Source organism: Bartonella sp. CL266QHHD (genome assembly GCF_042195355.1).
Lineage (GTDB): Bacteria > Pseudomonadota > Alphaproteobacteria > Rhizobiales > Rhizobiaceae > Bartonella.
Genome location: NZ_JBHIOD010000040.1, coordinates 88,797 through 113,384, shown reverse-complemented (window position 1 = coordinate 113,384; position 24,588 = coordinate 88,797). Strand labels below are relative to the sequence as shown.

At 36.6% G+C, this 24,588-nt stretch carries 17 protein-coding genes; 4 read left to right on the top strand and 13 right to left on the bottom strand.

What is annotated here, in order from left to right:
- Positions 1–1,099: 1,099 nt before the first annotated feature.
- Together lldD and ACFIK7_RS05110 are read right to left on the bottom strand one after the other, a co-directional pair.
- Entirely contained in the window at positions 1,100–2,248 is a 1,149-nt protein-coding gene (lldD, locus tag ACFIK7_RS05115) for an FMN-dependent L-lactate dehydrogenase LldD (RefSeq protein WP_273790428.1), read from the bottom strand.
- Positions 2,249–3,398: 1,150 nt separating this feature from the next.
- Complete coding sequence (locus ACFIK7_RS05110) at positions 3,399–4,487, bottom strand: 2'-deoxycytidine 5'-triphosphate deaminase (RefSeq protein ID WP_375643358.1); 1,089 nt, start codon at positions 4,485–4,487, stop codon at positions 3,399–3,401.
- Positions 4,488–4,724: 237 nt separating this feature from the next.
- On the opposite strand from ACFIK7_RS05110, the gene mutL reads away from it, so the two are divergent.
- Entirely contained in the window at positions 4,725–6,593 is a 1,869-nt protein-coding gene (gene mutL / locus ACFIK7_RS05105) for a DNA mismatch repair endonuclease MutL (RefSeq protein WP_375663035.1), read from the top strand.
- A 109-nt stretch (positions 6,594–6,702) separates the two neighbouring features.
- Complete coding sequence (locus ACFIK7_RS05100; protein ID WP_273787833.1) at positions 6,703–6,939, top strand: DUF2093 domain-containing protein; 237 nt, start codon at positions 6,703–6,705, stop codon at positions 6,937–6,939.
- Between the two features lie 19 nt (positions 6,940–6,958).
- On the opposite strand, the gene lpxK is transcribed toward ACFIK7_RS05100, so the two are convergent.
- The 5 genes from lpxK to ACFIK7_RS05075 form a co-directional block, all read right to left on the bottom strand.
- Positions 6,959–7,999, bottom strand: a complete 1,041-nt coding sequence (gene lpxK / locus ACFIK7_RS05095; RefSeq protein WP_375663034.1) for a tetraacyldisaccharide 4'-kinase — start codon at positions 7,997–7,999, stop codon at positions 6,959–6,961.
- The gene (gene waaA, locus ACFIK7_RS05090; RefSeq protein ID WP_375643354.1) at positions 7,989–9,311 is read right to left on the bottom strand and encodes a lipid IV(A) 3-deoxy-D-manno-octulosonic acid transferase; all 1,323 of its coding nucleotides are present in this window, start codon (positions 9,309–9,311) and stop codon (positions 7,989–7,991) included. The genes lpxK and waaA overlap by 11 nt, the downstream gene beginning before the upstream one ends.
- Before the next feature lie 1,407 nt (positions 9,312–10,718).
- Positions 10,719–10,964, bottom strand: coding sequence for a DUF4170 domain-containing protein (locus tag ACFIK7_RS05085; protein WP_375663033.1), 246 nt, complete (start codon positions 10,962–10,964; stop codon positions 10,719–10,721).
- A gap of 46 nt (positions 10,965–11,010) precedes the next feature.
- A complete protein-coding gene (locus tag ACFIK7_RS05080; RefSeq protein ID WP_273790422.1) occupies positions 11,011–11,817 on the bottom strand; it encodes a 3'(2'),5'-bisphosphate nucleotidase CysQ in 807 nt (268 codons plus the stop codon).
- Entirely contained in the window at positions 11,804–13,135 is a 1,332-nt protein-coding gene (locus ACFIK7_RS05075) for a TldD/PmbA family protein (RefSeq protein WP_273790421.1), read from the bottom strand. The genes ACFIK7_RS05080 and ACFIK7_RS05075 overlap by 14 nt, the downstream gene beginning before the upstream one ends.
- 689 nt (positions 13,136–13,824) lie before the next feature.
- Here ACFIK7_RS05075 and ACFIK7_RS05070 point away from each other — a divergent pair.
- Entirely contained in the window at positions 13,825–13,971 is a 147-nt protein-coding gene (locus ACFIK7_RS05070) for a hypothetical protein (RefSeq protein ID WP_273790420.1), read from the top strand.
- A gap of 210 nt (positions 13,972–14,181) precedes the next feature.
- Here the strand turns inward: ACFIK7_RS05070 and ACFIK7_RS05065 are convergent, their stop codons facing one another.
- From ACFIK7_RS05065 to ACFIK7_RS05055, 3 genes are all read right to left on the bottom strand, one after another.
- A complete protein-coding gene (locus tag ACFIK7_RS05065; protein ID WP_273790419.1) occupies positions 14,182–14,631 on the bottom strand; it encodes a hypothetical protein in 450 nt (149 codons plus the stop codon).
- A 545-nt stretch (positions 14,632–15,176) separates the two neighbouring features.
- A complete protein-coding gene (rsmD, locus tag ACFIK7_RS05060; protein WP_273790418.1) occupies positions 15,177–15,743 on the bottom strand; it encodes a 16S rRNA (guanine(966)-N(2))-methyltransferase RsmD in 567 nt (188 codons plus the stop codon).
- Positions 15,724–17,118 (bottom strand): pseudouridine synthase, encoded by a 1,395-nt coding sequence (locus ACFIK7_RS05055; protein WP_375663032.1) that lies wholly within the window; start codon positions 17,116–17,118, stop codon positions 15,724–15,726. The genes rsmD and ACFIK7_RS05055 overlap by 20 nt, the downstream gene beginning before the upstream one ends.
- Positions 17,119–17,388: 270 nt before the next feature.
- Between ACFIK7_RS05055 and ACFIK7_RS05050 the strand changes: the two genes are divergently transcribed.
- Entirely contained in the window at positions 17,389–17,835 is a 447-nt protein-coding gene (locus ACFIK7_RS05050) for a nucleoside deaminase (RefSeq protein WP_273790416.1), read from the top strand.
- 622 nt (positions 17,836–18,457) lie between these two features.
- Here the strand turns inward: ACFIK7_RS05050 and ACFIK7_RS05045 are convergent.
- From ACFIK7_RS05045 to ACFIK7_RS05035, 3 genes are all read right to left on the bottom strand, one after another.
- Entirely contained in the window at positions 18,458–18,949 is a 492-nt protein-coding gene (locus ACFIK7_RS05045) for a hypothetical protein (protein ID WP_375663031.1), read from the bottom strand.
- A 176-nt stretch (positions 18,950–19,125) separates the two neighbouring features.
- Positions 19,126–22,041, bottom strand: coding sequence for an isoleucine--tRNA ligase (ileS, locus tag ACFIK7_RS05040; RefSeq protein WP_375663030.1), 2,916 nt, complete (start codon positions 22,039–22,041; stop codon positions 19,126–19,128).
- Between the two features lie 248 nt (positions 22,042–22,289).
- Positions 22,290–24,053 (bottom strand): outer membrane beta-barrel protein, encoded by a 1,764-nt coding sequence (locus tag ACFIK7_RS05035; RefSeq protein ID WP_375663029.1) that lies wholly within the window; start codon positions 24,051–24,053, stop codon positions 22,290–22,292.
- Positions 24,054–24,588 lie beyond the last annotated feature (535 nt).

Sequence of the window (24,588 nt, the reverse complement as noted above, 5' to 3'; positions counted from 1 at the left end):
TTACTGAAGAGCTTCAAAAAACATGAAGTTATCCCAATAATTACAAGTGTGCCAACAATTCAACTTTGAGATAATATATCTGTGCTAGAGTTATGCCAATCTCACCAATCTGTTGTTGTCTGTGAAGAGCATAGTATCCATGGAGAAGCTTGGAGATGTAATTGTTAAATCGATTATGGAACAAAACATTCTATGCCAATTTGTATCATTATGAATACACAACGACCCCATCTGTAATAAAAATAAACTGGATATTTTTAACAAATTATGAAATAAATCTAGAATACATAAATAGTGTTAGAAATGACATACTATACAAAAAAATATTCAACTGCTTCCTAATATGTTCGCCAGTTCAAAAACATCATAAATCATTGAGTATGCAAGAAAAGCACATTAATTCACGCAGTCTTGCTCTCAGTAAACCAGCTTTTTTTAAAGATAGTACAGGTATTTTTTTCATTGCTTAAAAACGTACTCCATAAAAACAATATCATATCCTTATAATATCTTATTCAATAAAATTAATATAAATAATATATAGATTATAGAAACATTATTTATATTGATAAAATTTTATTATAATTAAATATTACAATAAATACATATTGACATTTTTAATAATTTTATTTATATAACATAATTAATATTATTCTATATTAAAATAAAACTAAATGAGGTTTATATTTTATGCTAATGTGGAAAAGAGTGATTAATATATTATATTTTTATACATAGGAGGGAAAAATGCTCACAGCATTATTTATATCTATTTTTTCTATATCAACAGTTGTTTTGCCTTTAATATCAGCGCTTGTTCCTTTTTATCCATAGAATGAGCTGTTAATAACGTAAATAAAAGATGTATGCAATGTTATTAGTATTTTTTTTGTGTTTATTATTATTAAGATTTTTGCGTTAATATTATTGTAGTTACTTAGTATTATTGTAGTTACTTAGTATTTTCTGTGATTTTATAGAGGAGCTTCTTGATCTTTTCTATTTAAATTTAACTATCAACATATTTGTAAAGTATATAATTATGCTCCTCTATAAAAAGACTTTCTTTTTCTAAAATAAGTATAACATATTGATTTCGTTACTTAAAAACATCTATATTTACTAAACTCTTGCGTGTAATATCTTTGATTGTCTGAGTACCGGTCAGTGTCATAGCTACCCGCATTTCATTAGCAAAAAGATCAAGGAGATGCATAACACCTTTCTTACCTGCTGCTGCAAGCGCATAAACAAAAGCACGACCAATCATAACAGCATCCGCACCTTGTGCTATCATGCGTACAACATCAAGACCAGAACGAACACCTGAGTCCACTAAAATAGTCAAATGATCCTTTACAGCATCCGCAATTGCAGGCAACGCTCGTGTTGTTGATAATACACCATCAAGCTGACGTCCGCCGTGATTAGAAACAACAATACCATCCGCACCAAATTTTACTGCTTCTCGCGCATCTTCTGGATCAAGAATACCTTTCAAAATCATTTTTCCTTTCCAAAAATCGCGAATCCATTGTAGATCATGCCAACCAATTGATGGATCAAAATTTGCACCAAGCCAACCAACGTAATCATCCAATGCAATTTTCTTTTTGAGATAAGTGGAGACATTTCCAAGATCATGAGGGCGCCCCATAACACCAACGTTCCAAGCCCAATATGGATGAGTCAAAGCTTGTAAAAAACGACGTAAACCAGCATAAGGACCAGACATTCCCGAATGCGCATCACGATAACGTGCACCAGGAATTGGCATATCAACTGTAAAAACCAACGTGCGTACACCAGCCAACCAAGCCCGTTCTAGTGCATCACGCATGAAACCGCGATCTTTGAGAACATAAAGTTGAAACCAAAATGCATCTCCAACCGCCTCTTGTACTTCCGCAATGGGACAAACTGAAACAGAGGATAGAGTAAAAGGAATCCCTTTTGCCGCTGCGGCACGCGCTGCTTTTACTTCTCCACGACGTGCATACATGCCCGTTAGCCCAACAGGTGCAAGTACAATCGGTAAATCAAGTGTCTGATCAAAAAGCTTGATTGAAAGATCAACTTCACCAACTTGCCTTAGAATCCTTTGACGCAGTGCAAGTGCTTGAAGTTCTGTACAATTACGTCGCATCGTTTCTTCAGCATAAGCCCCACCATCAATATAGTGAAAAAGAAAGGGAGGAAGACGACGCTTTGCTGCTTTACGATAATCAAGTGTTGAAGAAATAATCATTGATGGCACCATTGTTCCTAAATGAAAAAAGAAAACATCCTAAAACGCATAAAAGCGAATCCGTATACCTACCTATTCGACATCCTCCCAAAACGCTCTATTGAATAGATAGAAGCAACAGAGATTGCAACTTTCTAAAAAAACTAATTGATAAAAACAACGTCTTTATTTCTCTTATCCAAATTTAAAATCTCACAGTATGTAGTATCATTAATAACGTATCTACTCATATATCGTTCATGTGCAATTGAAATGTTATACTCTCGTTAAACCAATACCTCTTCGAAAGCGATTGCTCCGTAGCTTAATTAGTTATAATTTAAAGTCGTTTCTCCCTCCAAAGGTCCTTACATTATCAGTTATTAAGAATATAGAGTGTCATTAAGTATAAACCATAATCTCCCCCAAAAGATGAAAAAATCCTTTATTAATACTGTAAATAAAGCTGTCGCATACATCCATAAATCTTCTTATATCAATATTCAAAACTGAGACCTGTTACTTGTTCATGAAAGTTTATAAAAATATACAGTGTCTAATTCACATAAAGCATAAAAAAACTTTTAATGTTCATACTAATAGAAGCTCTTCATATTTAATTGAATAATTTTCTAGCAATATTATATCTTGAGGCTATAAATGAGTTACTAAAATTAGAACAATGTTTAAAAAAATTGTTACTAAACTGTAGTGAAAAACTTATTTATTGGCTCTTAAGGATAATTTTTATACGAAATAAAATATACTGGTCATTTAAGCTCTAGAAAAATGGCGCCAAGTGTAGCATCCAATCTCGCATATTTACTTTGAAAAGTGAATACGCTACTGTTATATTGAATTTTATTAACCTATTGATTTATTATAATAATAAATATGAATAACATATTGAATATAGTAAAATTCTTTCATTGTAGATTTTGTCATGATGAAATAACCAAAACTATTCTTTTGCACATCATAAATGGAGTTTGTATAGATAAAACCTCTTTAAAAAAGAAGTAAAAATGCCTCTCATACCCTCTCAAATACAAAACCATAACTTTGAAAACTGAAAATAAAATGCATAGTGCCGGTTTTATGAAGGATAAAATTTTCTTTTATCTAAAATACGCTTTCTGCATACATGTTATCAAAATTCGTGGTTCCCAACTCATTTAAAATGCTTGGACAACTTTAAACCCTGTGCTTGATAATGTGATCCAACATCATGTCCATAAAGGGTTGATGGTCGATTAAGCATATGCTCATAGACCAAACGGCCAATAATTTGACCATGCTCTAAGATAAAAGGAACTTCATGGCTCCGCACTTCTAAAACCGCTCTTGCTCCTTTTCCACCCGCCTCCTTATGCCCAAATCCTGGATCAAAAAAGCCTGCATAATGCACTCTAAACTCACCAACTAAAGGATCAAAAGGAGTCATTTCTGCGGCATAAAGCGGAGGCACATGAACAGACTCTCGTGAAACTAAAATGTAAAATTCATCAGGATCAAGAACCAACTCTCTCTGACCACGATCAAAAAGAGGTTCCCAAAAATCTAAAACGTGGGCAACAGCACGTTTATCAATATCAATAACACTTGTATGATGTTTACCACGATAACCTATAAGCCCGTTTTCGTCTCCCTTTAAATTAATGGAAAGACCAATACCACCAACACTAATATTAGGAAAATCATCCGATATCAGTGTTTCTTGCCTTTGCAAAGTGTGCAACTCTATTTCATTTAAATAACTTTGCCCTTTTCTAAACCGAAGCTGTGATAAATGTGAGCCTGTATGCACCAAAATTGGAAATGTGCGTGGACTAATTTCCAAATAAAGTGGACCATGATAACCAGCACAAATTTTATCAAACTCTTGAGCATTATCCGTAATGACACGTGTAAAAATATCTAATCGGCCTGTAGAACTTTTGGGATTGGCAACAGCAGATAAAAATTCTGGTAACGCTAAACTTTCCAAAAGAGGAACAATATAAACACACCCCGTTTCCAAAACGGCTCCACCTCGTAAATCAAACTCATGCAACTTTAACCGTTCAAGCTTATCCAAAACTTTTGTATCAGATCCCGGCATAAAAGAAGCACGTATACGATAAGCTTTCTCCCCTAAACGAAGATCAAGGCTTGCTGGTTGTATTTGAGATCTATCAAATGGATACTGAGCCTTGAGAACGTTATTCTCAATCAAAGCTTGTATATCACTATCTGCTAAAATACCGCTTATACGCGCCATATATATTGCCTTCCCTTTTTACATTGTTTCTTTTTTGACCTAGATGATAAATTGGTGCAAGCTATTTTAAAGTGATAAAAACTATTTCTATGTTTTTTCCAACTGATTTGTTAACATAAAATAAAATAGGAGGTATTGTAAAAATAATACCTCTCAGCTCTCTTGTTCTTGAATGTCGCGCAAATGATGTTATCATAATTTTCTATAGAACCCTTAAGATTCCTGTTAGAATTTATTATGATTATACGCCATCTTAGCGAAAATATTATTAATCAAATCGCCGCCGGTGAAGTTATTGAACGACCAGCAAATGTTGTCAAAGAACTTGTTGAAAACGCTATTGATGCTGGTGCAACACGCATTGAAATTATTACAGCAAATGGTGGAAAAAATTTTATAAAGGTGAGTGATAATGGTTATGGAATTCCTGCAGATCAGTTAACTTTAGCAGTTTCTCGCCATTGTACCTCAAAGATTACCGATGACGTACACAATATCTGCTTCCTTGGATTTAGAGGAGAAGCCCTCCCTTCTATTGGTTCTGTTGCTAAACTTAAACTCATTTCACGAACAAAAGATGCTGAGAGCGCTGCTGAAATTTCCGTTACTGCAGGAAAAATTGTAGGACCCAAACCAGCTGCTGCAAATCTTGGAACAATTGTTGAAGTTCGTGATCTTTTCTTTGTCACGCCGGCACGATTAAAATTTATGAAAACTGATCGGGCTGAAACAAATGCTATTAGCGATATGATTAAGCGAATTGCTATTGCATTTCCACATATCCGCTTTTCTCTTTCAGGATTAGACAGAACATCTATGGAACTGTCTGCTACAGAAAATAATATTCAAGGACAATTACAACGTATTACGCAAATTATGGGAAAAGAATTTGCCCCTAATAGCATTGCGCTGAATGCTGAACGCGAAGCGGTGCGCTTAACAGGTTTTGCCTGTTTACCATCTTTCAACCGAAATAACAGCCTTCATCAATTTGCTTATGTTAATGGGCGTCCCGTGCGTGACAAGTTTCTATGGGGCGCTATCCGAGGTGCTTATGCTGATGTCATGACACGAGATCGTTATCCTGTCGCTATTCTTTTTATTGATCTCCCACCTGCTGAGGTAGATGTTAATGTTCACCCAGCCAAAGCTGATGTACGATTTCGTGATCCAGGATTAATTCGTGGTTTGATTGTTGGAGCTATTCGTGAAGCATTGCAGCAATCTGGTATTCGTCCTACCTCAACCCGTTCTGAAGCAATGCTTGCTGCATTTCAAACACAACAATCATTGGCACAACAATCATTGGCACAACAACCATTAGGCAATTTTAAGAACACGCACCTGTCCTCTTCTTACAGTTCACAGCCTCATCATTTTACCAGCGCTTCAATGGTCCAAAAACCATTGGATAGTACTAGCTCTTTTGATTTAAAAGAAGATGCCGCTCCTATTATGGAGGGCTTAAATACACCAAGTGGGGATGCATACATTCCAAGCACTACATCTTCATCAGAAGAGTTATCTTATCCATTAGGAGCGGCCAGAGCACAAATCCATAAAAACTATATTATCGCCCAAACACAAGATAGTTTGATCATTGTCGATCAGCATGCAGCTCACGAACGATTGGTTTATGAAGCACTCAAAAATGCACTTTATTCCAAACCGCTTCCTTCACAGTTATTACTTATTCCTGAAATTGTAGAACTCTCTGAAGAGGATGCAACATGTCTTTTAACGCATAAAGATGCTTTGCAAAAATTTGGATTAGGAATAGAACCATTTGGACCAGGAGCAATTGTTGTGCGTGAAACACCTTCCATGTTAGGAGAGATCAACGTCCAAGCCCTTATTCAAGATCTCGCAGATGAGGCCGCTGAGTATGATACAACAAATAATTTAAAAGAAATGCTTGATTATGTTGCCGCAACGATGGCCTGTCACGGTTCAATACGGTCAGGGCGCCTTTTACGCCCCGAAGAAATGAACACACTATTACGGCAAATGGAGGCAATACCTAATACAAGTACATGTAATCATGGACGCCCTACTTATATTGAACTCAAATTGGCAGATATAGAACGGCTTTTTGGCAGAAAATAAACTCTTCATCATTTTGACAAGAAAAATATTTTTAAATTAACTCTCGACTTTATAATATATTTTATGGCACTTTTCTTGAATCTCTTGTATCAAGCAAAAAGGAGTTATAATGTTTTCCGATAGTGAACGCGAAGCAAAAATTCATTATTCTAATAACGGATATGACATTATAGAATATGGTACCTATACTATTTGTGCTGTTAGCGGGCAAAAAATCCCTATAGATGATTTAAAATATTGGAATCATCACCGCCAAGAAGCATATGCTAGTTGTGAAATCTCCTATCAGCGTGAACTTGAGTGCAACCCATATCTCAAGCAATTGTTAAAAACAAAAGAAAAATAACCCTTTGAAAGCTATAAATTTAGCCTTTGCCTTTTAGACAAGAAAACTCAAGGGAACGTTTTCTAAAGCGGGTCATGACCTCCTCAAGAACCATGCGACAGAAGTCTTTTTGAACAAAATCGACATTCACATCAAAGACAATAAGATTTTTCAAATCTTTTTGCGTGTGAATTGTCTGTATACGGGTATAATCTTTAGCTGTTGTTGCGAGCCATAAATTGTGCATTTTAGCCTTTTGTATAAGGCTTTTTAAATTTTCATCTGTGAAAAAATAGTGGTCTGGATATATGTAAGTTTGCACCACATGACCAGACAATTCTTTAATAGATTTAAAAAATTTATCTGGATTGCCAATACCGGCAAATGCCAAAAATGATTTTCCTGAAACCTCATCAGAAGCACTGGCTTTAAGATGAGCACGATATAAAGGCTTTCCAGTACGCGAAACAAGAAAAGCAACATTATCAGGCACATCGGAGTGACCAATCAATAAAACACTATCCATAAAAGAAAACTGCGTTTTTAATGGTACGCGCAAAGGTCCTGCTGGAAAGACAGCTTCATTACCAAAACCGCGCATCGCATCAACAACGAGTAACGCATAATCCATATAAAGACGGCGACTTTGAAATCCATCATCCATTAAAATAAGATTACATCCCTCTTGCTTAAGCCGTTGCGCCGCTGCATAACGATTAGGTGATACAGCTACAAAAGCATGCCGTGCAAGTAAAAGTGCCTCATCTCCAACATTGTGTGGAGTATCATATTTCTCATTTACAAGATGTACCCCTTTAACTGATCCACCATAACCACGAGATACAATACCAGGTACAAAACCAAGTTCTTTAGCCACCTTGGTAAAAGCAATAACAACCGGCGTTTTACCCGCACCACCACATGTAAAATTTCCAATACACAAAACAGGCAGATTAATCACGGGAGGCTGTCTTGCCATAAAACGACTTGAAAAATAACCATACCCCCATGAAACTGGGGCTAATACAAAACGCAAAAAGCTTTTATTTTTCCACCAAAAATGGGGGGCGCTAATATGCATATCTACCCTGACGCTGACGTAAACCTGTTTGTATTACAAGGGGTTGTAAAAATGGATCTAAAATCTTTAATGTGCGCTCAAGTGCACCTGCCATACCTGTCGCCACTTCATGAGCCTTATCAACCATTTCTTGTCGCAATGTTTCATTTGTTAAAAGCTTATACACCTGAATAGCAAGCTGTTTTGTATCTTGAACCATATATGCTGCATCATGCGTTAGAAATTGTTTGAACATCTCTTGAAAATTTGAAACATGGGGCCCTGTCAAAATAGCGGAACCAAGTAAAGCCAATTCCAATGGATTGTGTCCACCATTTCCACATAACGATTTACCAACGAAAGAAACTTTCGATAAGCGAAGAAAAAGCCCCATTTCTCCAATGGTATCTCCCCATAAAATATCGGTATTCATGTTTGGAACAGCATCTCTACTCCTACGAATAAAACTTAACCCCTTATTATCGCATTTTCTGATAAGATCTTCTGAACGTTCAGGATGACGAGGCACAATAATTGTCAATAAATCTGGCAAATAATTTTTAACAATCTTATGGACCTCAAAAGCAATCTCCTCTTCCCCTTCATGCGTTGAAACAGCTGCCCAAACTGGGCGATTGCCGATAGCATTACGATAACGTGCAAGCAATGCTTGATTTTCAACCAGAAAAACATCAGCCTTGAGATTACCAGAAAACGTAACAGATTTTACGCCAAGTTTATGGTAATAAGCTACATCTCTTTCGTTTTGACCAATCGCCAAATCAATATCCTTAAAAATATGTTTGGCAAGAACGCGTCGTTTTTGCCAAGCTTTAAAAGAACGTTCAGACATATGGGCATTAACCAAAATCTGCGGAATACGCATTTTTGCAAGTTCTTTAATACGAAGGGGCCAAATTTCTGATTCACAAATCAAGACGAGATCAGGCTTCCAATGACTAATAAAACGGCGCACTGCAAAATCTAAATCCAAAGGAGCATATTGATGAATCAACCTATTACCAAAATGTTTTTTCACAAGAGTAGAAGATGTCACAGTCCCAGTTGTCATTAACACATTGATTTTCAATGATAAAATATAATTTACAAGTGGAAAAAGTGCAAGTGTTTCTCCAACACTTGCTGCATGTAACCAAACTAATGAACCTTGGGGGCGTACATGAGAACTTTTACCTAAACGCTCTTTTTTGCGACACCACTCTTCTTTTCCACGAATAGCACGACAGAACAAATAAAAAGGAATAACAGGACATAAGCAAAAACCAATTATCCGATAGCTTAAAAGAGCCGTATGTGCCTTTAATTCTACCATTTAAAATCACCTCATCCAGCTATTTTAAGATATCTATATGCTTATTTTGTTAAAAAATTCATCAACACTAGTGGTTGCTTCCGTATTTTTTTAATATCATCCATATCTTAAATAAAAAACGCTTAATCCATGAGAAAATTCAATACATAAAGGACAAAAAATGCAATTTTATCACCATATTTTTTTAAAAACTTTCCTATAAAAATAACATATACACATTATTTAAATCTCTTTTAATGAAATTTTATCACTTCATTCTGCACCCTATAAAAATCTTACTCAAAAATAACAAAACTATTTTTTAATCAATTATAATTTTGAAAATATAAATGATAAATACCATACAACCTATGACATATTTTTTCAGCTCACTGAATAAATACTTCTTATGATTTTAGTGAGGCTTTGAATTGTAAACGTTGGTATTTTAGAGAAAAAACTTATTTTTACATATGTTAGGTATTGTCAATTTTTCAAAAAATAATCCATATAGACATTACAACCTAATATAAATAAAATATGTTTAAAAGGAAGCTCAATCTCTATTATTTCATTTCAATAAAATGAATATGTCAAACAAATCTTAAAAAAAAACTTTTGAATGGTATAGAGTTCTCATTTTAAATTGTGATATCATCTCTTAAAGGTAATCCAGAAAAATCTAATCTTGTTTAATAGAGAATTTCTTAAAAGTCTTACAGCAATTTAAATAAGAGTTTTCAAAATTTTAAATCCTCTCTTTTCAGGAGGTTGCATGATATCTTATTCCTTTTAAGATTGTATATAATCAACACAAAATGACTAACTTATAGATTGTAGTTTTAAACGAGTACTCAAGAAGCCCTTATGAGGTAAGTTAACTTTATAAATCTATTCAGTTTCTCTAAGTTTCTAATTTTGGTAAGTTTCTAACAACTTTCATGGTTTCTAAGCTTATAGTAATAACTCGTTGAAAAAATTCCAATGGATAAGTAGGGAGTGCTAATAATCTCAATAGAGTAGTAATTCGTATCATTAATAATGCTACTCTTTGTATTAATCTTAACGCATTAATGTCTCATACCCATTCAAGAGCAGAGCAACTATTCACAATATAATCATAAACTTCGAGTGATCGCTGTCATGATAATATTGCTGTTGCAAATAGGTTGATAGAACTGTCTTGCATTTTTATTAAGCGCAAAGATGGTGGTGCAACAATGGATTTTATACCTTGCACGAACACTATTATGAAATGGGTTTGGGTGCCTTGAGAGATGTTTTTTTTAAGAAAACATATGAATTTTAAACAACAAGCATATTCTTTTTTACGACGTTCTATTTTACTCGAAGAAAGTACCTATGAAAAGGACGACTAAACAAAAGCGTGCAGCAATCTACAGGCTATAATAACCAAATATTCAAGCTTTATTCTGCATCGCCTAACTCAGAATCAAGAAACTGATGCAAATCTACAATGTAATAACGTTGTAATGCATTATCTACACTGCTTTGCGCTTTTGCCTGCCATGCTTCTTGAGCGGATTTATAATCTGAGAAAATACCAACCACATCTAAATCATCGGGATTCTTGAATTGATTACTGTTAAGATTTTTTAATTCCCCACCAAATACAAGATGTAAATATTGTTTTTTTTCGTTGGTTTCAGTCATATGTGCCTCTATATTATTTAGATTATTTTAGCATGCTTTTACGTGATTAAACTAACTTTGTTTGACGAACAACATCTATCATATCTTGACAGCAATTATTTTTACCAGCAATTAAAAGTCCATATTGGTAAGGTTCAATTCCATAAGATAGTAAAGAGGCATCAAGCGATAAAAAACACCCTCCACACTCCTGCAAAATAAGATCAGCAGCGGCAATATCCCATTCATGACAATTTGGACGAACTAATACGATATCAATTTCATCTTGAGCAACAAGAACAATACGATAAGCAAGAGAAGGAAGATAATGGTAAAGACTAACTTGATTGAGGAAATCATCTGGTAATTTTTGTGCGAGCGATTTATCAAGTGAAATTTTATATTTTCGATGAACCTGAAAGGCTAAACGAGGAAGTTTTATCCCATTTAATGTTGCCCCTCCACCCGTTACAGCTGTATAAACATCTCCTTGAGCCGGACATTGTAGTACGCCCACAATAGGACGCCCATTCTCAATAATGGCAACCGAAATACACCAATAAGGACTGCCAGAAAGAAAACCACGCGTTCCATCAATAGGATCAACAACAAAAGAGCGCTCATAATAATCTTGTTTTTCTCGATTATCTTTTGTTTCTTCTGAAATCCATCCATAATTTGGACGAGCTCCAAGAAGCTTCTCTTTCAAGAAATGATCAACAGCAAAATCTGCTTCACTGACCGGGGAATTACCTTCTTTAATCCAGACATCCAACGTGCATCCAAAATACCGCATTGCTAAATCTCCTGCCTCTCGACAAACGTCACGCAAAAGATTTAAATCAGAAGAATGATGCGTATTATTTTCCTGCAAGTGTCATCCCTTCAATTAATAATGTTGGAGCTGCTGTACCATAACGCCGATCAATATCATTGGCAGGTGTTAAATGTGCTAACATATGAAGCAAATCAGAGCCTAGCGTTACTTCACTCACCGGATAAGCAATTTCACCATTTTCAATCCAAAAACCGGAAGCCCCACGACTATACTGACCAGTAATAAAATCAATGCCATGACCGAATAATTCGGTCACATAAAATCCATTTCGCAAATCTTTTATCATATCGCAAGGCGATACTAAACCCGGTTCAATAGCAAAATTTGTACTGGTCGGCTGCACTAATGATGCTGAACGCACACCATGTCCATTTGTTTTAAGTCCCAGTTCACGTGCTGTAGATGATGAAAGAAGCCAATTTTTTAAAATACCATTTTCAATAATATTGAGTGTTTGTCCCTCTACCCCTTCTCCATCAAAAGGATGAGAAGCATTTCCACGTAATCGCAAAGGTTGATCGGTTACATTAACATTAGGCTTCATCACTTCCTTACCTAAGAAATTCTGTAAAAGACTCGTTTTTCGAGCCACAGAGGCTCCATTGACCATAGATGCGATATGCCCTGCAATTCCACGAGCCGTACGCGGATTAAAAATAACATCAACGCCCCCAGTTGCCGCACGAACTGCACCCAAACGTCGAACTGCACCAAGCCCTGCATTCTTTCCCACAGTTTCTGCTGCCTCTAAATCAGAAAAATGTAAGGCTGTTGTATAATCATAATCCCGCTCCATCTGTGTTCCTTCACCTGCAAGAGCACTACAAGAACGTGAAAAACAACTTGAGCGATAGGCTCCACAAAAACCATCGCTGGTCACAAGAATAAACCCACTACGGCCATAAGCTGTTGCAGCGCCACCAGAATTGCTTACACCTTTAATATCAAGAGCTGCTGCCTCCGTTTTTAAAGCATCTTCTGTTAAAAAATGACTGCTAGGTACAAAATCATCAAAAAGATCAAGATCTTTAGGATGCTTAACCAAACACTCTTTATCTGCCAAACCTTCAAATAAACTATCGGGAGAAGCTTTAGCCATCGCAACAGCACGTTCCGCAAGTTCTTGCGGATAAGATCCTAAATTAGCAGAAACACTTGCTACTTTTTTTCCAACAAAAACCCTTAGAGTAAAATCATTGCTCTCTGCTGCTTCTGTCGATTCAACTTTCCCAAAACGAACTGATACACTGGTAGAATGAGCATGAACAATAACAGCATCAGCAGCATCTGCCCCAGAACGCCTTGCTGCTTCAACCAGCGAAACTGCTTTCTCAATCTGGTTTTTGTCAGTCATCATAGACTCCCTAAAATATTTTATTATTTACATTGATAAGCATTCTGACAAATTTATACAAATCAGAATATAACTCTTGTGTGTTTATTCATAAGATTATGCATATTTCATGCATTCTTTTTTTTAATGCATTAAATCATTTCCCTTTTAGCTTCTTTATGAAAAGACGTAATATGCTGTATATGCCGTAAAATCTCTTTAGTTTCAAGATTTCTCATGGGCCCTTATCATTTTAGATAATCCAATCTGTACTGACAATCAAATCAACCGAAAATTTGGCAATTAACAAAAGGCCTAACAATAACATTTGAATTTAAGCCAAAATCCTCAAAAATTCGAAAAGTATAAAATGACTTAAGTCACAAGCCTTATGTCCTCTGGATAGTCAAATAACTTCCTTCATTCCTATAGCATTCTTTAATTTCCAAGCAAGAATCAAGAAAATGCCTTATATTTGTGTATACTTCTTCGCTTCTATAAACTCTCTCATAATAAGATGGCAATCTTGTAAACAAAAAAACACTTTGATTTATAATCATAATTGATCATTTTGTAATTTGCATAAAAGAATCAAATATCATTAAATTTTCTCCGTTTCGAACCTATTCATGTTGAATCAATCACAACTATTTGCGAGCATATCATCAGTAAGGGGCGTATGAATAAAAACTATTTAAGAAGGAGTCAAAATGTCTTTTATGAATGCTCTCAAATCAAAAACTATCGCAACATTAGAAACTGGCAAATATCATGACAATATCAACCTACAGATTCACAAGAGCAGAAATAAGCTTCTACAACTTTCTTTATTTTCAGTAAAAATGCGCGCCTTATAAGCTTTTATATATTGAATAAAATTCAATGGCTTTTATAAGATCTTTGGTGCAAAATTAATTTTCTCAGATGATTTGACACGATTTCAACGACTAACTAAAAAACAGATCATAGCTCATCGATTTGCTATATACTCATAACTGATTTCATTCTAACAAGGCTAAGATTTCTGCACCTTTTTTAAGGTATTAACTTCTTTATAAATGCCCCCCTTACGAGATGCTTTTGTTTTCAGTAAGAGCACGTCTGCTCATTTCAATCATTGCATCGCGAAGATGTAACTTAATTTTTGACCCAATAATCATTCCAAAGAAAGGAGAAAATAAACCAGACATGGTTACAGTATGACGAATTTTGTTATTTGAAGAACCCGATTTTGTTGAACAAATATATTCATGATCAAAACTCATACGTGTAAAAGGAAGTTTAGCATAATCAGAAAAACAAACATTTTTTATAACTTTATCAAGTGTAAAAGTTACTGTAGGTCCCTTTTTAGGTTTCATGCGTCCTATAGCACCTTCTTTGAAAGGACCAGAAAGTTCTACCCACTCAAGTTCACTATCCCAGCAAGGCCATGATGCCACATCTTCCCATATAGCCCAAATTTGCTCAGCACTTGCTTCTGTACTAATCTCTTCACTATATATCCAATTAAACACGATAATCTCCCCTTTTTTACAAATTACTTATCTTTAGTGATAAAGAATAATATAAAAAAGTATCCTTAAAGCTGCACAACGATAAGATAATTAATACTCTCAGATTTACTTAATATGTAATGATTAACTCAACAAGCGATATTACTAAACTAAACACACAAATATTCAGGATAAATGAACACTATTGTCTACCTTAAATAAAAAATATCTGTTTTAAGTTCATACAATAACAAAAATAGAAGTTACGCATCATATAAGATATAAATGCAGACTGCATAGCTTAAAGCTTTCAACTGCTGATGAAATGTGATGATTAAGGTATGGCAGAAAGAAATTAGATAAAAAAGATCATAACTATTATCGAGGAATATATATCCTATTGGAGAAAAAACATCCTTCTGTATTAAAGCTAATAAAAATTCATCAATTCCTTTAACATTAGAATCTTTTATTGATTTTCTGCTTAACCTTTTAAAAACCATATAAAATGAAGAAAACTGTGAAGAAGCATTTTTTCATCCTATCGGATAAAAACAAGAACTTTCTCAAGATGTAAGCGATCGTAATTTATAGAGACGTATTGCTGTCTCACCATAAAACCGCTCATCATCTAAATAAAAGACATCAGGTAAATGAATCATTGTATCTTTCTTTTCTTCAAGTATGAAGAGTGTATCAGCTTTTGCCCACCCCCCTCGCAAAGCTTCTACGAAAGCACGTTCACCTAAACAACGGCTATAAGGAGGATCAGCGCAGATAACATCAAATGGAAGCATTGTGCCAATATTGCCAAGTTTGGTCGCATCACGACGTAAAATCCGTCCTATCGACTGTAATTCAAAGGCTTCTATATTTTTTTGAAGCAATCCACGCCCCTCAACCGAATTTTCAACAAAAACAGCCGCCTTTGCTCCACGTGAAAGTGCTTCGATGCCTAAAGCACCAGTACCAGCAAAAAGATCAAGAATGCGTTTATTGGTCCAAAATTGTTCTTCACGGCTAGAAAGAATATTAAAAAGGCTCTCACGTGTACGATCACTCGTTGGGCGAATCGACTGATTAACAGGCGAAAACAAAACACGCCCAGCAAATTTACCGCCTATGATCCGCACGTGGACCTCCAAATCGCTTCGAAGTTTTTGCACCGTCCCTATGTGGTTTAGATTTTTTCATAGCACCACCAAACGATTTTTTCTTTCTCTCAAAAGAATGTTCATCATGACCACCTTTTATCATGTTCTCTTTATCCTTTAAAAAGCGATCTTTCTTACCAAAGGGATGCGTCTCATCATAAGATGTTTTGCCACGTTTTTGAACAAAACTTCCCCTCTTCTCTTTGTGTGACGGACTTTCTTTTAGTTTTTCCTTGCCTCGATGAAAGGACTTTCTACCATCCAAATCGCTCTTATGATCATGCGATTTCTCCTCACTATAGGAAGGCTTTCTACGTGTACTCTGGGGACGCGCACCAGGAGCCATCCAAACATTAGCACGGCGAGAACGCGGTAGAAAACGCTCTGCTTTTCCTTCCTCACTTTTCTCCTTCTTTACATTCTCATGAGACTTTGTACTTAATTGCGCGCGACTATGTTCAACAGAACCATCTCTTGGTCGGCGCCGTATCGCCCTTTCACTTGAGAAAACCCAACCATCATTTGCAACAGAAAGATCTTTCTGGCTTTGCTTTTCTGCAACAACTGCAGAATTTGAAAAGGGTTTCAGAATAGGAGCATCAAAATCTGCATTGGCTTGCATAATTAAACGCTCACCCAACTGATCTCGTAACATCCGCCCTTTTAACTCTTGCACGGCTCCTTCTTCTAAATCAGAGAGATGAAATGGACCATAAGATACACGTATTAATCGATTAACTGATAATCCCAATGCCCCTAAAACATTCTTTATTTCACGATTTTTTCCTTCTCGCAAAGCAACAGAAAGCCATACATTCGACCCTTGTTCGCGTTCAATTGATGCTTCAATCGAACCATAAAAAATACCATTAATCGCAATACCATTTTTAAGGTTATCCAGCGCACTCTGTTTCACTCTTCCATGAGCACGGACGCGATATTTGCGGACCCACCCCGTTACAGGAAGCTCTAATACACGCGCTAAGCCACCATCATTGGTTAAAAGCAAAAGCCCTTCCGTGTTAATGTCAAGCCTTCCAACAGAAAGAACACGCGGCATTCCTTTTGGTAAATTACTAAATACTGTAGGTCTGCCTTCAGGATCACGGTTCGTGGTGACAAGACCTGCTGGCTTATGGTAAAGCCATAAACGCGTTCGTTCTATAGGAGGTAAAGGTTTGCCATCAACTTTAATAACATCAGAGCGGCTAACATTAAAAGCAGGCGTTGTCACGACTTTACCATTCACAGAAATACGACCTGCAACAATCATCATTTCTGCATCTCGACGCGAAGCAATACCAGCACGCGCTAACCTTTTAGCAATTCGTTCACTCTCATTATTTTCATTCATTTGCGTTTCAAACCAATCTTTGCAAGTATGTTCAGAAAATTATTCACATGCACCATACCGCTTATCCTGAAAAATGAAGTAGCATAATCATTTATCATTTTCTATCCTTTAACGACAATAATGTATCTGCCGACTTGCAAGTTTGTTTTAAACTCTTAAAAAAAATAGAGGTATTCTTTTCATTATAAAAGCGTAATAAATTATTCATTCTATAGCATTCCTTATCGAGATAACCTTTAGATTTTCTATACCTTCAGTAGAAAGAATATTATGACTTTGACGCCCATGGAAATAGCCCTTTTAGAAGCACAAGAGGCTGCAAAAAAAGATGAAGTTCCCGTAGGTGCTGTCATTACACGTGGAAAAGCTATCATTGCACGCGCTGGTAACTTTATAAAATCTGCATATGACCCTACAGGACACGCAGAAATACGCGCAATCCGTATGGCTTGCGAAACATTGCAAAATGAAAGGCTTCCTGATTGCGATCTTTATGTAACACTTGAGCCTTGTGCTATGTGTGCTGCTGCCATTTCATTTGCACGCATACGTCGTCTCTATTACGCAACAAATGATCCCAAAGGGGGTGCTATAGAAAATGGTCCACGTTTTTATCAGCAACCAACCTGTCATCACAAACCTGAGATTTATTCTGGTTTTAAAGAAAAAGAAGCTGCTCAATTACTTAAAGATTTTTTTGTACAAAAGCGATACTAAAAACAATTCTTCTTCCATAACTTTCACTCTTAAAAAACTATTAATTCTTCTGACATATGTAGTAAAAGCTATTTCGAAGCATTTTTCTCTCTTTTAATCATGCATATTGCTTCTATTAGATGATACATTCATTCATAAGAATAATTCATTATTTTGTATAATAAAATATAAATTCCAACATATCGTAGATATACTCTCTTTCAAATTACATTGAAGCAATAAAAATCACTTTCTTGCACATCATAAGCGAGATTATCGTCTGTATAAAGAACGTTTTAGAAAAGACTAAAAATGTCTCTTATGAAGGCCCTCAAATGCAAGAATTGTCGCAACTGGAGTCTGGAAAATAAAATGATGGTATCAGCTTTCTCCTTCCTAAGCATCAAGATAGTGGAGCACAATAGATTTTACGTTATACTATCCACATGAACGATGTTGCAAAATGAACTTGAGAAATATTTCTTGTTAGGAAATGCATAAGGACTCTCTCGATGCTGTTGTCATATTGCTATTTCATGAGAATAACATCCCTCCTCCAACAGCATTATAACTGTGCATGAATGAGAGCTTAGTATCATAAGTAATTGGAAAAATACTTTACTTTAAATATTTTGTCTTTCCCTTATCGACCAATAGGTGCGGTTTTTGCCGGTTGGCGATAACTTAAAGGTGGTTCAGTGAGATAGCGACGGTATTTTGAACTTCCAACTTGTGCTCTCTGACGACGTAAATATTCCTGTCGTTGCCTCGCATTCAACTGTGAAGGGTTTTCTGAACCAGCGCCATTAACTGACGATCCTTTATGAGGAAAAGGAGTATTTCCTTGATGCTTCTTCGATGCTGCCATTTCATTGACAGATCTATCTTGTTGTGGTACCGGCAAAAATCTGCGTGAACTAGGGCTTGGTATTACAAGTTTTGGATGAGGTTTCATAACAATCTGGCTGCTATTATTTGTTGGTGTTAATGAAGTAATATTAGCAACATCTTCAAAAAACTGTATCGAAACCGGTTTATTGGTACCATAGGTAGGAGCGGATAAATTGCATCCCGTTAGAACAAAGCACATCCCTAAAATTCCTATTGGAAATATTTTTATTTCACGTTTTCTCACTGCCTATTCCATTTCCTAAGTATATGGCTGATTAATATTCCCGTTATTTATGAGAGAACGGTCCATACACAAATTTCCCCCCTGCAGAAAAAACAACGGAATTTACTTTGTACCACAAAAAACTATATTCATCAATATGAGAAATATACTTGTAGTCCTTTCCCTTGTTTAAAATTTTAAATCTTACCAAGAATCTGTAGTTCCCGCAAAGCAGCTGCATCACGAGCAGATACATCCGGATAAGCTGGATCACTCCCAACATCTTGTGTATAACGCCATGATCGAGCACATTTTTTTCCTAATGCCTTCTCTGGATATACACCAACACCTTCAACATCATTCAAAGTAAAAGCATCGGAAGGTATTGTATCCTGCCTAATTGTGAGTGCACTGGTAATACAGATCTCCGCCATATCCACATTTTCTAATGCCTCTCGTAAAACCAGATTGGAAATAAAAACAATAGGCGCAGCTTCTAAAGAGGATCCAATATGCTTATTAGCACGTTCAAGCTCTAAAGCACCTGTCACAACTTTACGGACCTGCCGAATTTTTTTCCAACGCTCAGCCAAAGATTGATTTTGCCATTCTTCTGGTACAGAGCGAAATTGTTCCAAATGCACCGATTGGCTTTCTGGATAACGCTCTAACCAAGCTTCCTCCATAGTAAAAGGCAACATTGGAGAAAGCCATGTTACCATACGCTCAAAAATCTCACGGACAACCTGCAAGGAGGCCTTGCGTTTTTTTGATGAAGGCGCATCACAATAAAGAGAATCCTTGCGGATATCAAAATAAAATGCCGATAACTCAATGATTGAAAAATCCAATAATGCACGCATAATCTTTTTAAAATCAAATTCGTCGTAAGCGCGATTAATCAACTGATCAAGTTCAAAAAGCCTATGCAATATAAATTTTTCAAGATCCGGCAGTGCACCATAAGATATTTCTTCCCCATCATCATGTGCTAAAGTTCCTAGCATCCAACGAATTGCATTGCGTAGTTTACGATATGAATCCACATTTGTTTGAAGAATTTTTTTGCCTAAACGCTGATCTTCCCAATAATCGGTTGTCATAACCCAGAGACGAAAAATATCAGCTCCAGATGTTTTAATGATCTCTTGCGGAACAACCGTATTGCCTAAAGATTTAGACATTTTCTTACCATTCTCATCCAAAGTAAAACCGTGTGTGATCACGGCTTTATAGGGAGAACAAGCACGCGTACCACAGCTTTCCAAAAGAGAAGATTGGAACCATCCGCGATGTTGATCTGAACCTTCAAAATAAACATCAGCAGGCCATTTCAAATCAGCCCGATCTTCTAACACAAAGCTATGGCTTGCTCCAGAATCAAACCAAACATCCAAAATATCATAAACCTGTACCCAAGGCTCATGTGCACGCTCACCTAAAAAACGTTCACGTGCTCCTTCAGCAAACCATGCATCTGCCCCTTCTGCTTCAAAAGCCCGTAAAATACGCTCGTTCACACCTTCATCTTTTAGAATAACACCATCCTCATTCGCAAAAATACAAATAGGAACCCCCCAAGAACGCTGACGAGAAAGAACCCAATCAGGACGATCCTCTATCATAGAAGCTAGGCGGTTTTGTCCAGAAGATGGCACAAAACGCGTTTTTGAAACAGCTTCCAAAGCCCGACTACGTAAAGTTGAACCATCCCCAAAATCTTTATCCATTGAAATAAACCATTGTGGTGTATTGCGAAAAATAACGGGTTTTTTTGAACGCCAACTATGGGGATAGGAATGCTTTAAACGCCCCCGTGCAAACAATCGATCTGCTTTAATTAAAGCGTTAATGACCTCTTTATTGGCATCACCCATTTTTCCATTATCATCAATAACACGTGCAGGTCCTCCTTCACGATCTGGTCCTAAACTTGGAACATCTTTCGTATAGAACCCTGCATCATCAACAGGAAACGGTATAGATGAATCAATCCCCGCTTGCTCCAGTAAGGACTTATAATCATTCCAAATTTCAAAGTCCTCACGTCCATGGCTTGGTGCTGTATGGACAAAACCTGTACCAGCACTCTCTGTTACGTGCGAACCATCAAGCAATGGAATTTTAAAGTTATACCCCCCAGCCAAACCTTTAAGTGGATGAGAAAGAACAAGAGCTTTCAATTCCTCAGCAGAAATAACACGCAAACGCTTCAAAACAAGTTTGGCTTTTTCTCCACAACTCATCGCTAAAGCGTCTGCAAAAAGAAGCTTTTCTCCCACTTGAGGACCAAAATCATTTTCAGCACTTTCAACTTCGTAAATACTATAAGAAATTTGCGAAGAATAACTCACTGCACGATTGCTTGGAATTGTCCACGGTGTTGTTGTCCAAATGACGACATGAGCACCATATAAATCATCAGAATTTGCTTCAAAAACAGGAAACTTAACCCAAAGCACCTCTGATTCATGATCATGATATTCAATCTCAGCCTCTGCCAAAGCCGTACGCTCCACAACAGACCACATCACTGGCTTGGAACCACGATAAATCTGATCTGACATAGCAAATTTTATCAATTCACTGGCAATGCGCGCTTCTGCATGAAAAGCCATTGTAGTATAAGGCGTGTTAAAATCTCCCACAACACCAAGGCGTTTAAATTCTTCACTTTGAACGGTTACCCAATGCTGTGCAAATTCACGGCATTCTTGACGAAACTCGTTAAGAGGCACCTCATCCTTATTTTTTCCTTGTGCTCGATATTTTTCTTCAATTTTCCATTCAATTGGAAGCCCATGGCAATCCCAACCAGGTACATAATTTGCATTAAAACCGCGCATTTGGAATGACCGGACAACCACATCCTTTAGAACTTTGTTTAAAGCATGCCCGATATGAATATGACCATTTGCATAAGGTGGACCATCATGAAGAATATAAAATGGACGATCTTTTGCTTGTTGGCGCAATTGCGCATAAAGCCCCATATTTTCCCAACGTGCCATCAATTCAAGCTCTTTTTGCGGAAGCCCTGCACGCATAGGAAAATTTGTCTGTGGGAGATAAAGAGTTTTTGAATAATCTATTGTTTCATTTTTCACAGCCATTGTGAAATATCCCTGTCCACTTTTACGATTTCATTTTTGCATAACTTCCCTGAACCCTGCAACTCTGGTTTTTATCTATAGGGAAAGCCGAGCTTATCATTCGTATTAAGCAGCGATCAGGAAAATATATTATCACACTCTATGGGCTTTATCATGAAATTCACAAGAAAAGAAACCAAAAAGTGATCTTTTAAAAAATAAAGGCTCCACTGACAGTGGAGCCTTTTAGAAATTTACTCTTTAAAAAATTAGAATTTATAAGCTACACCAACACGGAAATCATTGGTTTTGTAGTTAACTTCAAGTTTTTCCTTTGCAAATTTCTTTTTACCAAAATCAGAGTAACGATATTCTGCACGTACAATCACATTATCCAGAAGCGAGAAATCAACGCCACCACCAAGTGTGTAACCAATCATGGTTTTTGTTTCATCAGCTAAATTCTTAGAAGAAACGACTCTTCCATCCTCATCCTTAACGGATATTGATACAGTGTCTTGGAATTGCCCATAAGCAATACCACCAGCAAGATAAGGCATAAAGCGATCAGCAGCAAAACCAATACGTACCCGTGTAGCACCACCCCAATTTTGTTTGAAAGTATGACTTAACGTTTCAACTTCATACTCTTGATCAAGACCAAGTTCAGAAGCCATCTTTTTTATTTGTTCTATACCATATACACTGGAATCATTCTTATCCACCGCTTGTGTACTTTGTGCACCGTGTCCAGCCATATTCTGTCCACCATGAGAACGAGAAGCATGTGGATTAGCACCATGCGCATGAGCACCAGAACCATGCCCACCTGCATGAGATGCACCATGTGGATGAGCATTTCCGCTACCATGGAAAGAGCTATGATGATTCCCGTGTTGGGCTCCGCTTGTTCCATTAGAAGCGTTTGTCTCTGAACCAGAGGATGATCTTGATCTCGCTAGTACAAGTGGTGCGCTCGATACTGTTCTTTCTACTGCTGATAGTTGCACCGATGTAGGTGTTTTTTCTGCTGGTTTACTCGATTCTGATCCTGTTGATGGGATAGATGGTATTTGTTTTGTTACAGCTGGTTGTACAGGCATTGATTGCACAGAAACGCTTGATCCACTTCTCCCTACTTTTGACGGTTGCTCTCCTGTAGCTGATTTTGCCAATACGAGCGACTTTGACTGCTCTGGTGCTCCTGCCTCTGGGTTGGAGGATGCTGGTTTCAGTGAAACTGGTTTTGATTCACTTACTCGGCTTACCAATGTCTCTCCTGTGTCTGATCTTGCTAATGAAGATGGTACTAATTGCACTTTTGCCTTTAATTCTGCTGTTGGAGTTGACCTTACTGATGACGCTCCTGATACTATTTTTGCTGATTCTGATCCCTGTGCTGACGTATCTATTGTTGAGTTTGGTAACGTTTGTGGTGTGGTGGATGATACGGTATTTTCTGTTGTTTTTGGATTAGCGTTAGTGCTCGCTTCCCCTTGCAACTTTTGTACCTTTCCTTCTGCTGGTTTTGGCGCAGCTGATTTTCCAGATACTTGCGATTGTGAACTTAGCGTTTGTGATACTGTTGACGCTGATGCTGGTGTTTCTGCAGATCTGCGGGATCTTACGACTGCATTTTCTACTGTAGTGTTATCAGCTGCACCTATAGTAATGGTCTTTGTGTGTTTTTTTCCAGATATCATTAAATCCGTATCGACGCCAAAAATAAAGTTGTCACCGAGATCAATATTAGAACCTGCATAAAAACCACCTGCAAAACCTGAAAGTTTAGGAGAGAACTCTTTATCCAGTGGTAAACTCTTTTCTTGACCAACAAGAGCCATATCAGCTTTGCTCGAAAAACCACCCGCTTGAACACCTAAATAAAGACCTGTCCATGAAAAAGTAGGCGCGATAATGGTAGAAGAAGTCGATGATGCTGGCTGATGAGGAATTATAACATCAGCAGCTAGTGCTGTAGACGCTGAAATTAAAGAAAAAATAGACGCTGTTATTAAACGTTTTGTATTCATAAAATCTCTCCAAATATCCAAAATGAAATGTATATAGAGCATCTTTTTTGAAAGATCTGTAGCAAAAATGACACACTCACAAAAAAATAAAGAATTTTTGAAAATAAGGCTTCTTAAACTTTTAATTTTGCATTCCATGAGAATTTGTAAAATAAATCACACTAAAATTATGTGTATTAAAGTTGGATTCATTTTCATTAAATTTTCGCATAACTGTTAATGATAATATTCTTTATAAATTTCTTTTTACCGAAATCTGAATAACAGTATTCTGCATACAATAAACTATTATCTGTTATTGCAAAATCAATGCCAGCGCAAACAGTGAAATCAAATATTGCCTTTTTTAAAACAAAGCGCCATCAAAGTTTCATCTATTTACCAGCATGATCTACTTTTAGTACTTTAGCAATAGTATTTTGTATCTAAAATTCAGAAAAACAAAGGACTTATTCAAACACTCGCAAAAAAACTTTTAGATTCTTTGCATAAACATCTTCATCCTGCTACATCACATTGATTTATAAGGATAACT